Source organism: Pseudomonas sp. MWU15-20650 (assembly GCF_023242475.1).
In the GTDB taxonomy this organism is placed as follows: Bacteria; Pseudomonadota; Gammaproteobacteria; order Pseudomonadales; family Pseudomonadaceae; genus Aquipseudomonas.
In genome coordinates this window covers 41,534-53,198 of record NZ_JALJFG010000044.1, presented here as the reverse complement: position 1 = coordinate 53,198, position 11,665 = coordinate 41,534, and the positions used below count along the sequence as shown (strand labels likewise).

14 protein-coding genes are annotated in these 11,665 nt (G+C 60.0%); 10 read left to right on the top strand and 4 right to left on the bottom strand.

The window, feature by feature from the left end; genetic code table 11:
* Positions 1-36 precede the first annotated feature (36 nt).
* The gene (locus M5B43_RS24675; protein ID WP_248752513.1) at positions 37-414 is read right to left on the bottom strand and encodes a hypothetical protein; all 378 of its coding nucleotides are present in this window, start codon (positions 412-414) and stop codon (positions 37-39) included.
* 210 nt (positions 415-624) lie between these two features.
* Here M5B43_RS24675 and M5B43_RS24670 point away from each other — a divergent pair, with 210 nt between their 5' ends.
* From M5B43_RS24670 to def, 3 genes are all read left to right on the top strand, one after another.
* Positions 625-810 carry a CsbD family protein gene (locus M5B43_RS24670; RefSeq protein WP_248752512.1) on the top strand — a complete coding sequence of 62 codons (186 nt, stop codon included), beginning with the start codon at positions 625-627 and terminating at the stop codon, positions 808-810.
* 169 nt (positions 811-979) lie between these two features.
* Complete coding sequence (locus M5B43_RS24665; protein WP_248752511.1) at positions 980-1,933, top strand: YihY/virulence factor BrkB family protein; 954 nt, start codon at positions 980-982, stop codon at positions 1,931-1,933.
* A 3-nt stretch (positions 1,934-1,936) separates the two neighbouring features.
* On the top strand, positions 1,937-2,476 hold the full coding sequence (def, locus tag M5B43_RS24660; RefSeq protein WP_248752510.1) for a peptide deformylase: 540 nt from the start codon (positions 1,937-1,939) through the stop codon (positions 2,474-2,476).
* 65 nt (positions 2,477-2,541) lie between these two features.
* On the opposite strand, the gene M5B43_RS24655 is transcribed toward def, so the two are convergent.
* Positions 2,542-3,360 carry a methyltransferase domain-containing protein gene (locus M5B43_RS24655; protein WP_248752509.1) on the bottom strand — a complete coding sequence of 273 codons (819 nt, stop codon included), beginning with the start codon at positions 3,358-3,360 and terminating at the stop codon, positions 2,542-2,544.
* 59 nt (positions 3,361-3,419) lie between these two features.
* Positions 3,420-3,857: a GNAT family N-acetyltransferase gene (locus tag M5B43_RS24650; protein ID WP_248752517.1), complete on the bottom strand. Its 438-nt coding sequence runs from the start codon at positions 3,855-3,857 to the stop codon at positions 3,420-3,422.
* 302 nt (positions 3,858-4,159) lie between these two features.
* Here M5B43_RS24650 and M5B43_RS24645 point away from each other — a divergent pair, with 302 nt between their 5' ends.
* The 5 genes from M5B43_RS24645 to M5B43_RS24625 all read left to right on the top strand — a co-directional run bounded on the left by M5B43_RS24645 (position 4,160) and on the right by M5B43_RS24625 (position 8,477).
* Entirely contained in the window at positions 4,160-5,089 is a 930-nt protein-coding gene (locus M5B43_RS24645; protein WP_248752508.1) for a fatty acid desaturase, read from the top strand.
* A gap of 9 nt (positions 5,090-5,098) precedes the next feature.
* Positions 5,099-5,890, top strand: a complete 792-nt coding sequence (locus tag M5B43_RS24640; protein WP_248752507.1) for a PhnD/SsuA/transferrin family substrate-binding protein — start codon at positions 5,099-5,101, stop codon at positions 5,888-5,890.
* A 108-nt stretch (positions 5,891-5,998) separates the two neighbouring features.
* Positions 5,999-6,532, top strand: a complete 534-nt coding sequence (locus M5B43_RS24635) for a sigma-70 family RNA polymerase sigma factor (RefSeq protein ID WP_248752506.1) — start codon at positions 5,999-6,001, stop codon at positions 6,530-6,532.
* Complete coding sequence (locus tag M5B43_RS24630) at positions 6,529-7,542, top strand: glycine betaine ABC transporter substrate-binding protein (protein WP_248752505.1); 1,014 nt, start codon at positions 6,529-6,531, stop codon at positions 7,540-7,542. Before M5B43_RS24635 ends, M5B43_RS24630 begins: the two co-directional genes overlap by 4 nt.
* Positions 7,542-8,477, top strand: coding sequence for an aliphatic sulfonate ABC transporter substrate-binding protein (locus tag M5B43_RS24625; RefSeq protein WP_248752504.1), 936 nt, complete (start codon positions 7,542-7,544; stop codon positions 8,475-8,477). Before M5B43_RS24630 ends, M5B43_RS24625 begins: the two co-directional genes overlap by 1 nt.
* An 84-nt stretch (positions 8,478-8,561) precedes the next feature.
* Here the strand turns inward: M5B43_RS24625 and gstA are convergent, their stop codons facing one another.
* On the bottom strand, positions 8,562-9,185 hold the full coding sequence (gene gstA, locus M5B43_RS24620) for a glutathione transferase GstA (protein ID WP_248752503.1): 624 nt from the start codon (positions 9,183-9,185) through the stop codon (positions 8,562-8,564).
* 107 nt (positions 9,186-9,292) lie between these two features.
* Here gstA and M5B43_RS24615 point away from each other — a divergent pair, with 107 nt between their 5' ends.
* A complete protein-coding gene (locus M5B43_RS24615) occupies positions 9,293-10,162 on the top strand; it encodes a LysR family transcriptional regulator (RefSeq protein ID WP_248752502.1) in 870 nt (289 codons plus the stop codon).
* Between the two features lie 168 nt (positions 10,163-10,330).
* The gene (locus M5B43_RS24610) at positions 10,331-11,650 is read left to right on the top strand and encodes a PAS domain-containing methyl-accepting chemotaxis protein (protein WP_248752501.1); all 1,320 of its coding nucleotides are present in this window, start codon (positions 10,331-10,333) and stop codon (positions 11,648-11,650) included.
* Positions 11,651-11,665 lie beyond the last annotated feature (15 nt).

Here is an 11,665-nt window from a genome sequence, read left to right as displayed (position 1 = left end):
GGGAGCAAGCCCCCTCCCACTTTTTTTACCGCGTTCTTACAGGGCGAACTGCGCGAAGCTCACACCGGCGCCGGCAGGGCGAACGTCCTTGAGGAACGAATCCTTGTCCGCGCTCAGCTCCAGGGTAATCTCCGGCTTGCGCTTGCCCGCATTACGCACCACCAGCCCTTCGAGCTTCTCACGCAGGAACGCCGTCGGCACTTTCAGGTGAAGTAGCTGGTCGGTCTCCGCGTTGTGCATCAACAGGTGAATCCACTCGTACTGGCCCACGGCAATACGGCCCACCGGCAAGTCGAACCACCAGATGTTGCGTTTGCGGTCCAGATCGGTGAAGTGGCAGTTGTTGACGCCGAGTACGGCACCGCCCAATTCCAGGTTTCTGCGGGCGATGGCCTGTGCTTTATTGAGTTTCATAACCTTCCTACGGATCTGTTATTCAGCGTTATAGCCTGAAAGTGCCGGGCATTCTCGTGGGTTGGCCGCAAAACATAAAGCCAAACCTGCAAGGGGTGAGTCAATGTGCGATGAAATGCCTGCCGAAAATAATTGAAACTCTGCCGAACCGCTGCGGGTCAATCCCTGGGTAATGACCAAAACCCTTGATTGTTCTTTCGGAGAAATACCATGAGCAGCACATCGGATAAGGCAAAAGGTTTGAAAGACGAACTTGTTGGCAATATCAAGCAAGGCGTCGGCAACGTTACCGGCAACGACAAACTGCGCGCTGAAGGTGTGGTGCAGGAAAAGAAAGGCCAAGTCGAAAAAGCCATTGGCGACACCAAGGACGCGGTCAAGAAAGCGACCAAGTAAGACTGCTTTTGGGCAGCCCAACGGCCATCCACGGATGGCCGTTTTTATGTCATCTGCTGCAACTAACCTTTCGAAATTGTTTCAAAGTCGCCAAATGGGCTACTTTGATGTAGAAAACGGCCCCTGAGTCGCCCACGAACTCAACCTTTTTGCGGCGAAAGGAGACGCTATGATTTTTCCGGTACTTGATGGTCTCAAGCTGCACAAGGTGCTGGTGCGCACCGTCAAGGAATTCGTCGACGACGAAATGCCCACCTACGCTTCAGCGCTGGCCTACCAGATGCTGTTTTCGCTGTTTCCGTTCCTGCTGTTCCTCATTGCCCTGATCGGTTTCCTGCACCTGCCGGACTTCTTTACCTGGCTGCGCATGCAATCGGAGCTGGTGTTGCCGCCCCAGGCGCTGGAGCAGGTCAACCCGGTGATCGACCAGTTGCAGCAGTCCAAGGGTGGCTTGCTCTCGGTGGGTATCGTGATTGCCCTGTGGACCGCTTCCGCCGGCGTGCGCCTGATGATGAGCGCGATGAACGCGGCCTATGACGTGGTCGAAGGCCGCCCGATCTGGAAGCGTTTCCCGCTGTCGATTTTCTACACCGTCGGCATCGCCGGCATGCTGCTCGCTGCCGCCGCGTTGATGGTGCTTGGCCCACAAGTCATGGAGTGGCTGGCCGGGCAGATCGGCATGCAGGCGTTCGTCGTCACGCTGTGGACCATCCTGCGTTGGCCACTGATCGTGATTTTGCTGATGTTCTCCGTGGCCCTCATGTATTACGTGATGCCCGACGTGAAACAGAAGTTCCGCTTCATCACCCCAGGCTCGGTGCTGGCCGTGGTGGTGTGGATCATCGCCTCCCTGGGTTTTGGCTATTACGTCAAAACCTTCGCCGACTACAACGCCATGTATGGCAGTATCGGTGCGATCATCGTCCTGCTCTTGTACTTCTACATCTCCGCTGCCGTGCTGTTGCTGGGCGCGGAGATGAATGCGGTGATCGAACACATGTCGGCCGAAGGCAAGGACCCCGGTGAAAAGGACTTCGACGAACACCCGCCCGCGGATGAAAAACAGCACGTCTCAGGCTTGGGCCGAGACCACTCCATCAAATCCACTACAGACGAAGCCTGATCGATGATCCGTGAAATCCTCAAAATGGGCGATGAGCGTCTGCTGCGCATCGCCCCACCGGTTCCGCCGGAAATGTTCGACAGCCCCGAGTTATGGCAGTTGATCGATGACATGTTCCAGACCATGGAACATGTGGGCGGAGTGGGCCTGGCCGCACCGCAGATTGGCGTAGACCTGCAGTTGGTGATCTTTGGCTTCGAAGCCAGCGAGCGCTACCCGGACGCGCCGCCCGTGCCGCAGACCATCCTGATCAACCCGCTGATCACACCGTTGAGCCCCGTGCTGGAAGAGGGCTATGAAGGGTGTCTCTCCGTGCCCGGCTTGCGCGGCGCCGTGAACCGCTACCAGCAGATTCGCTACGAAGGGTTCGACCCCAAGGGCGAGCCGATTGTGCGTGTTGCCGAAGGCTTCCATGCGCGGGTGGTGCAGCACGAGTGTGATCATCTGATCGGTCGGTTGTACCCGTCACGGATTACCGACTTCAGCAAGTTCGGGTTTATTGAAGTGATGTTTCCCGACATGGACCCAACGGCTGATGAGTAACTGCCAGGCACGCTGAGATCAAAAATGTGGGAGGGAGCTAGCCCCCTCCCACAGTACAAACTGGGTTATTGAACGGGTTTTACGAACCGCAACGTCATCCGATCCGACTCCCCAATCGCCACATACCTGGCCTTGTCCTGCTCCCCCAACTTCAGCGTCGGTGGCAACGTCCAGACGCCGCCGGGGTAGTCCTTGGTGTCTTTCGGGTTGGCATTGACCTCGCTCTGCCCAGCCAGCTTGAACCCGGCATCGGTGGCCAGTTTCACCACCTGGGCGGTGGTCAGGTAACCACTGTCCTTGATGGCTTCCAGGTTGGCCCCGTCCTTGGCCCGGTGATCTTCCACGCCCAGCACGCCGCCCGGTTTAAGCACCTGGTAGAACGCATTGAATGTGGCGTTTGCAGTATCGGCGGCCACCCAGTTATGCACATTGCGAAATGTGAGTACGGCGTCGGCAGAAGCGGGTTTGCCAAACACGGGGGCCTTGGGGTCGAACTCGACCACGTCGGCCTTGGCATAGTGCGTGGGGTCAGCCGCCAATTTCTTCCTCAGGTTCTCGGCGGACGTACGCGCATAGGCGCTGCTGCTCGGTGCCTGTACGGCGGCGATGTACTGCCCGTGGTCCTTGAGCAATGGCGCCAGTATTTCGCTGTACCAGCCGCCACCTGGCGTGATTTCAATCACCGTCTGCCTGGCGCTCAAACCAAAGAATTCCAAGGTTTGCTGCGGATGGCGATAGCCGTCACGCGCGCGGTTGGCCGGGTCGCGCCAGCTACCGGCCAGCACGCTCTCGTACTGCTTGGCGGTAATCGGTGCGTCGGCTGCCTGGCTGAAGGTCGGAGCGAGGAGGGCAGTGAGGGACAGAGCTGCAAGCGTCGTTTTCATGATCATCCTGGAAGGGGCCACTGTGCCATCGAGGCTAGCATGGGCCCTCTACCTGGCGATCACACATTATCGAAGGTCGACCTCACTAAACGTTCTAAGCCCATGGCGATCATGGGCTTGTTTCTTTTGTAGCGAACCAGCCGTTCGCTGAGGGATTGCGGCAACAGCGTGTCCTGTGTGAACCCCATGCGTTGATACCACGCTTCCAGGTCCGGATGGCACAGCAACCACACCGTACCGTCCACCGGGGCCACGGCCGTCAGGATCAAGCGCGCTGCCAACCCTTGGCCGCGATAAGCCGGGTCAACAAACACCCCGGTCAACCATTGGCCACCCACCACCGGGCTCAGGCACAACCCGGCCACAATCTCGCTATCGCGCGCCACCCACAAACACCCGCCCTTGAGCGCCTTCATCGACGAATTGTGGTGACGGTAAAACTTGTTCAACAGCGGCCACAGGGGCTCTGCCAGCGGTTCGATGTGCAATGGGGGCATGGTCATAAGGTGAGTATTATCAAGGGCCGAGGATTATAAGCGCCTTCTGCGCGGCAATAGGTGGTATACCCAGTGTTACATCCCCTGTAAGTGGAGCATGCATCATGGCCAAAGGTATGGATTCAAAGAAAGCCGCGAAGAAAAAACCGGCAAAGACCGCCGATGAAAAACGTGCGGACAAAAAAGCCAAGAAGTCCGAGACCGGCCTGTTCGGTCACTGAGTTACAAGCTTAGAACCAAACGATCTGCAAGATTTTTTCGCCTCACAGCACAGAGCAGGAAACACCTGCTCTGAGCTGACGATGGCCAACTATCTTGATCTGCCCCACCGCCGGGAAATCGAAACCCTGGCACGAAGCTTCACCGCAAGGACCGAATGGCCGACCTGGCTATTGCTGGTCGGCGTATATGCCGGCTGGTTCAGCGTGATACTTGCCAGCCACTGGCTGGGCCTGTGGTTGAGCACCTTGTTGCTGATCCCGCTGGTGACCCTCTGGCTGTCGCTGCAACACGAGTTGCTGCATGGTCATCCCACCCGTTCCACTCTGTTGAACACACTGCTCGGCTACGCACCGTTTGCCGTGTGGTACCCCTACACCCTGTACCGCGACAGCCATCTGCTGCACCACAACGATCAAGACCTGACCTTGCCGGGCATTGACCCGGAAAGTCGCTACCTGAATCAACAGCAGTGGGACAACAGCTCGCCGTTCGAGCGCCGCGTGCACGGGCTGACCAAGACCCTGTTGGGGCGCTTCCTGCTGGCGGCACCATTGGCCATCGCCCGGTTAGTGCGCGATCAATGGCAACGCCTGCCTCAGGTATGGCCGATGTGGCTCGCCCACGGTGCGATGACGCTGCTGATGCTGGGGTTTATTGCCCACTACAGCGCGTTGCCGGTGTGGCATTACCTGTTGCTGGTCAGCGTGCCGGCCTTGTCGCTGGCGTCGGTCCGTTCCTACTATGAGCACCGCCCGCACCCGCAGCCCGAACAACGCACGGTGATCAACGAAGCGTCGTGGCCGTGGAGCTGGCTGTTTCTCAACAACAACCTGCACCTGGTTCACCACGACTTGCCGAAACTGCCCTGGTACCTGCTGCCCACGGTGTACCGTGCGCGCCGCAGGCAGTGGGTGGCACGCAGCGGTGGGTTTGTGGTGCAGGGTTACGGCCAGTTGATCAGCCGTCACAGCCTCAAGGCCATCGACAGCCCTCGGCACCCTTTTGCTTGAGAGACGACCATGAGTGATCACTACGCCGAGCTGTGGATGTATGTGGCGCCGCAGCCAATCCAGCAGGCCAACCAACAATGGCTCACGCGCATTTTTGAGCGCTTGGGCCTGCACCGGCGCAACGCCGACCCCTTCGATCTGCGCGGCCTGTGGCTGGCTCCCGAACTGCTCGTCAGCCAAACCTGCGGCTACCCGCTGATGACCCAGCTGCGCGGCCAGGTCCGGGTGATCGGCCGCCCCCGCTATGAATTGCCGCACAGCGGCGGCGGCGAGCATTGCAGCCTGCTGCTGACCCGCGATGACAACCCGCGCACCGCGTTGGCGGCGTTCTACAACAGCCGCGGCGTGATCAACGGGCCTGACTCCAACAGCGGCATGAACCTGTTGCGCGAACGCCTGGCACCTTTGCAGCGCGATGGCCGCTTCTTTGCCAGTGTCGGTGTCAGCGGTGCCCATCGCGAAAGCCTGCGCTGGCTACGGGAAGACCGCGCCGACCTGGCCGCCATCGACAGCGTTACCTATGACTACCTCGCGCGCTTCGCTCCGCAGGAAGTGGCCGGGTTACGCGTCGTCACCCGTAGCGCACCGAGCCCGACCTTGCCCTATATCGGCACGCTGGGTTTGAGCGATGAGCAGGTGGTGCAGATTCGTGAGGCAATGAACCTGGCGTTGCAAGAGCTGCCCGACGTGGTCGAAACACTCGGTGTACACGAAGTGCTTTCGGCCACCGAAGACGACTACCAGGTGCTGTTGGATTACCAGCAGCAGGCGATCCGCGTGGGTTATGCTGAACTTCGATAAGGTTATATAAAAATACATTTTAAATATTATTAAAGAATAAGCAGCCTTGCTAGGATCGCTCCACCGGAACACCGGACATAACGCGCAACCTACTCAGATGGAGCCACTATGTCCGGCGCCGACACTTCTCACAGCGATTACGTGGGCGGATTGTTCCGCAGTCATTACGACTGGCTGTGCAGCCGTTTGCACCGCCATCTTGATTCCCGCGCACACGCCGAAGACATTGCCGCCGACACCTTTGTCCAGCTGTTGAGTGCGTCTGGGGTCACACCGATCCGCCAGCCCCGGGCGCTGCTCACCACCATCGCCCAGCGCTTGATGTACCAGCTGTGGCGCCGCCGGGACCTGGAGCGGGCCCACCTTGATGCGCTTGAAAACGATGAGACATCCAGCCCGCCATCCCCCGAAGACCTGGCACAAATACTCGAAGCCTTGCAGGCCATCGACCAGTTGCTCGACGGTTTGCCGGCCAAGGTCAAGGCGACCTTCCTGCTGTCCCGACTCAATGGCCTGACTTACCCGCAAATTGCCGCCGAGCTGGGGATTTCCTCCCGCTCGGTCAGCGATTACATGACCCGCGCCCTCAACCGTTGCCTGCGGGTGACCGTCACTGCCGAATCACCAAGAGACTACTCATGAAAAAACTAAAAAACTTGCTCGGTGGTTCGCTACTGGCACTGACCCTAGTGGCCCAACCGACTGTCGCGGCTCAAGCCATCAAACCCATCCACTTCGGCGACATCGCCTGGGAAAGCGGCAGCCTGATCACCGAGGTCCTGCGCGCGATCGTCGAGAAAGGCTACGGCCTGCCCACCGACACCTTGCCCGGCAGCACGGTGAGCCTGGAGGCCGCCCTGGCCAAGGATGATATTCAAGTGATCGGTGAGGAATGGGCCGGGCGCAGTCCGGCGTGGGTCAAGGCTGAAGGCGAAGGCAAAGTGTTCGGCCTGGGTGACACGGTCAAAGGGGCCACCGAAGGCTGGTGGGTGCCGGAATACGTGATCAAGGGCGACGCGACACGCGGCATCAAACCGTTGGCGCCGGACCTGAAGTCGGTGGCCGACCTGGCGCGCTACAAGGATGTCTTCCGTGACCCCGAAGACCCGAGCCGTGGGCGTTTCCTCAATAGCCCCAGCGGCTGGACCTCGGAGATCGTCAATAGCCAGAAGCTCAAGGCGTATGGTCTGACCGATAGCTTCGTGAATTTTCGTACCGGCTCTGGCGCGGCGCTGGATGCCGAAGTGGCATCGTCGATCCGACGTGGCAAACCGGTGTTGTTTTACTACTGGTCGCCAACCCCGCTGCTGGGCCGTTTCAAACTGGTCAAGCTGGAGGAGCCGGCGTTCAACGCCCAAGCCTGGAAAACCCTGGCCGACGCCAACAACCCGAACCCCATCGGTACGCGTTCGTTGCCGGCGCACCTGGCGATTGGCGTGTCGGCGCCGTTCAAGGCGCAGTACCCGCAACTGGTGGCGTTCTTTGAAAAAGTCGACCTGCCGATTGATTTGCTCAACGGCATCCTGGCGCAGATGAGCGAGAAACGTGAACAGCCACGCCAAGTGGCGCTGGCATTCCTCAACGAGCAACCGCAGGTCTGGCAACAATGGGTGCCGGCGGATGTGGCGGCCAAGGTCAAGGGAGCGCTCTGATGCTGAAAATCCTCGCTGCTGTGGTTCTCTCGCTGGCGGCCGCTGACGTGCTGGCTGCCGAACCTGCCACCTTGCGCATTGGCTACCAGAAAAGCTCCGTGAGCATGGTGCTTGCCCGTGAGCACAAGCTCTTCGAAGACGCGCTGCCCGGCACGCAGGTGCAGTGGATCGAATTCCTCGGTGGCCCGCCGCTGATCGAAGCGCTGAACGGCGGCAGCCTGGATATCGGCAACATTGGCGATATCCCGCCGATCTTCGCCCAGGCCGCCGGCATCGATTTGCAGTACATCGCCGTGGAACCTAACGAGGGCAAGACCGAAGCGGTGCTGGTGCCAAAAAACAGCACTGTCCAGAGCGTGGCCGACCTCAAGGGCAAGCGTGTGGCGCTGCTCAAGGGTTCCAGCGCCCACAACCTGTTCCTCAAAAGCCTGCTGCGCGCCGGCTTGCAGTGGAAGGATGTGAACGTGGTGTACCTGTCACCTTCCGATGGCCGTGCTGCGTTTGAACAAGGCAAGGTCGACGCATGGGTCGTGTGGGACCCGTACTACTCGGCGGCAGTGGTCGACGGCTCCGCGCGTGTACTGGGTGACGGCCAGGGCCTCAACCCGGCCGGCAGTTTCTTTGTGGTCAGCAGCCCGTTTGCCCGGCAGCACCCGCAGGCCATCGCCGCGATTATCAAGACGTTGGCCAAGGCCCAGCGCCTGTCCCTGGACCGTCCCGAAGAAAGCATCGCGCTGATGGCCAAGACGCTGGGCCTGCAACCGGCGGTGGTCAAAAGCTATTTCGAACACCGCTCGCCCACGCCGATTCGCCCGTTGGAGGCGGTCGACATCAGCAACCAGCAGCGCACCGCCGACCTGTTCTTCGCCAATGGCCTGATCCCGAAAAAGGTTGATGTACAGCAGATCGTGTTCAAAGCGCCCTCGCCACAGTGATAGGGTTCCTTCTCGGGCCCTCACCACAAAGAGCTCTTTGGGGCAGGGCGCTCGGCAGATCCATCGCCAAGTGGCGCCTCTGGATCAGGACCGAGCGGGGTCAGTGGATGGGTTTTCGACCGCCAACGCCGCAATCACCGCAGGCCGTTCACCTATCCGCTGCTCAAACGCAGCGAGCGCCGGCCACTGGCGCAGATCAATCGCGTGAAATGCGGCCCAGCGCAGCACCACGAACAGGTAGGCATCTGCCACCGAGTAGTGCGCACCCAGCAAGTAATCCTGACGCTCCAGGGTTTGCACCAGAATGGCAAAGCGCTTGAACAACGTGGCCTGGAACATTGCCCGTACATCGCCTTCAATGGCGTCATTGAAGAAGACGGCCAGCCCGCCATGGATTTCGCTGGCAATAAAGTTCAGCCACTCCTGCAAGCGTACTCGCTCCCAGCTGCCATTGGCCGGAGCCAACTGGGCGGCGGGTTTGAGGTCGGCCAGGTATTGCACAATAGCGCTGGCTTCGGTCAGCACCTGGCCATTGTCCAGTTGCAGCGCGGCCACATAGCCCTTGGGGTTGATCTGCAGGAAGTCTTCGCCGTTGGCGGTGGTTTTTGCCTGGTTGTCCACCCGTACTAAATCGAAAGGCAGCGCCAATTCGCGCAGCACGATGTGAGGGGCGAGAGAACAGGCATTGGGGACGAAATACAATTTCATAAAGGGCCGCTCCTGGGCGTATGTCGTTGATTTGCGCCAGTCTCACGGGCATGGCACCGTGGGTAAAATTAAACTTTCAGACCCTACCCATAAGGACAGCTACTGCCATGATGAACCTGATGCATTGGCGCCTGCTGGTGGCCGTGGCCGATCACGGCAGCATTACGGCGGCCGCCGAATGTGTCGGCATGACCCAGTCCGCCGCCAGCCAGGCCATGGCGTCCATGGAGTCGGCGCTGGGGGCGCAACTGTTCATTCGTGAGCCGCGCAAGACCTTGCCCACTGCCCTGGGGTTGAGTGTGGTTGGGCATGCACGGGTGATGCTGGGTGCGTTGCAGGCGATTCGCAGCTCCGTGGATGAGTCGCGCCCTCTGTTGCGCGGCAGCATTCGCATCGCCAGTTTCCCTACGGTGCTGGCGACCTTTCTGACGCCGCTACTGCAACGCTTCGCCCAGATGTACCCGGGTATTGAGGTCACCACGCTGGAGGTCACCGACAGTGAAGTGCACACCTTGCTCGAGGCCCACCTGATCGACCTGGGCGTGGTGCTTAACCCCAAGCCCGAGCGTAACACCACGGTATTGGGGCGCGACGACTGGGTGGCCGTGCTGCCGATCAACCATCCCATCGCTCGGCGTGCGGCCGATGCCTGCGTGTCGTTTGAGGAGTTGATTGAACAGCCCTTTGTGCTGGCCACCGGTGGTTGTACCGCCAATGCCCGAAGCCTGGCGACGGCCGCAGGGCTGACCTTGTGTGATATCCGCGTGGAGGTGCGCGAATGGAACAGCGCCTACAGCCTGGTGCGCGAGGGCGTTGGTGTCACGCTGGTGCCTGAAATGGCCTTGCCGGCCCAGCGCAAGGGCCTGCGCGTGATGCCACTGGCGGTGCCGCTGCACCGCGAATTTGCCTTGGTCGGCGCGCAAGACCGGCCACCTTCGGCCGCGGTCACTGCCTTGTTAAAAGTGCTGGCAATTTAGTGGCCTTGCATAGCGCCAAGCCCTGTCTATGCTGATCCAGAACCGTTGATGACGCTTGGTTTATGAAGTGTTTCGTAGGGTTATCTCCCCATGAAGGTTTGCCTGCTCTCTCCCATCAATGAATGGAATGCGCCGTGTGAGGCGCCGTGAATCAAGGGTGATCTGACTATGTTCAACCGCCAGCACAAATCCGACCTGCAAGAAATCCAGCGTTTTTCCTGCGCCCTCACCGAAGCCAACGCCAAACTCGTCGCCATCAGCCGCTCCATGGCGATGATCGAGTTCGACCGCAACGGCATGATCCTCGATGCCAACCCCAACTTCTGCAAAACCATGGGCTACAGCGTCGAAGAGATTCGTGGCAAGCACCACCGCATTTTTTGCGATGATGCCTACACCCACACCGAGGGTTACGCCAAATTGTGGCGCGACCTGGCGCGGGGCGAGGCGATCAGCGGCACCTTTATGCGCCTGAACAAGCGCGGCGAAGAGGTGTGGCTCGAAGCCAGCTACATGCCGGTGCTAGATGGCGACAACCAGGTACGCAGCGTGATCAAAGTGGCGTCGGATATCACCGCGCGGGTTCACCATGAACACGAGAACCAGAGCCTGATCGACGCCATCAGCCGCTCCATGGCGGTGATCGAATTCACCCCCCAGGGCCGGATCATCAACGCCAACGACAACTTCCTGCGCACCGTGCAGTACACGCGGGACGAAATCATCGGCCAGCATCACAGCCTGTTCTGCCACCGCAGCGACGTGGAGTCCCCGGCATACAAGGCGTTCTGGGCCTCGCTCAACCGTGGCGAATACCATTCCCATCGCTTTGAACGCAAAAACAAATACGGCAAAACCCTGTTTCTGGAAGCGTCCTACAACCCGATCTTCGACGCCAATGGGCGCTTGTACAAAGTGGTGAAGTTCGCCAGCGACATCACCGAGCAGGTCACCACCCTGCGCACCGCTGCCGACTCGGCTCACGCCACCTCGGTACAAAACGACGCCTGTGCACGCAAGGGTTCGGAAGTGGTGCAGCAAACGGTGCAGATCATCGAGGACATTTCCAATGACCTGAACCGGGCCGCACAGAGTATCGACGCGGTCAACAAACAGTCCGACATCATTGGCGCCATTGTGCAGACCATCCGCAGCATCGCCGAACAAACCAACATGCTGGCCCTCAACGCGGCGATCGAGGCTGCGCGGGCGGGTGAGCATGGGCGCGGGTTTGCGGTGGTGGCCGACGAAGTGCGCAGCCTTGCGGCCCGTACCAGCCAGGCGACGGTGGAGATTGTGGACGTGGTGCGCAAGAACCACGACCTGTCGCTGAGCGCGGTGTCGAGCATGCAGTCGAGCTTGAGCCGCACGGGGCTTGGGGTGGAGCTGGCGAACGAAGCGGGGCAGGTGATCCTGGAGATCCAGGAAGGGTCACGGCATGTGGTGGATGCGATCAGTCAGTTCAATTCGACGCTGCAACTGCAATAGCTGAAAACGCTGCCG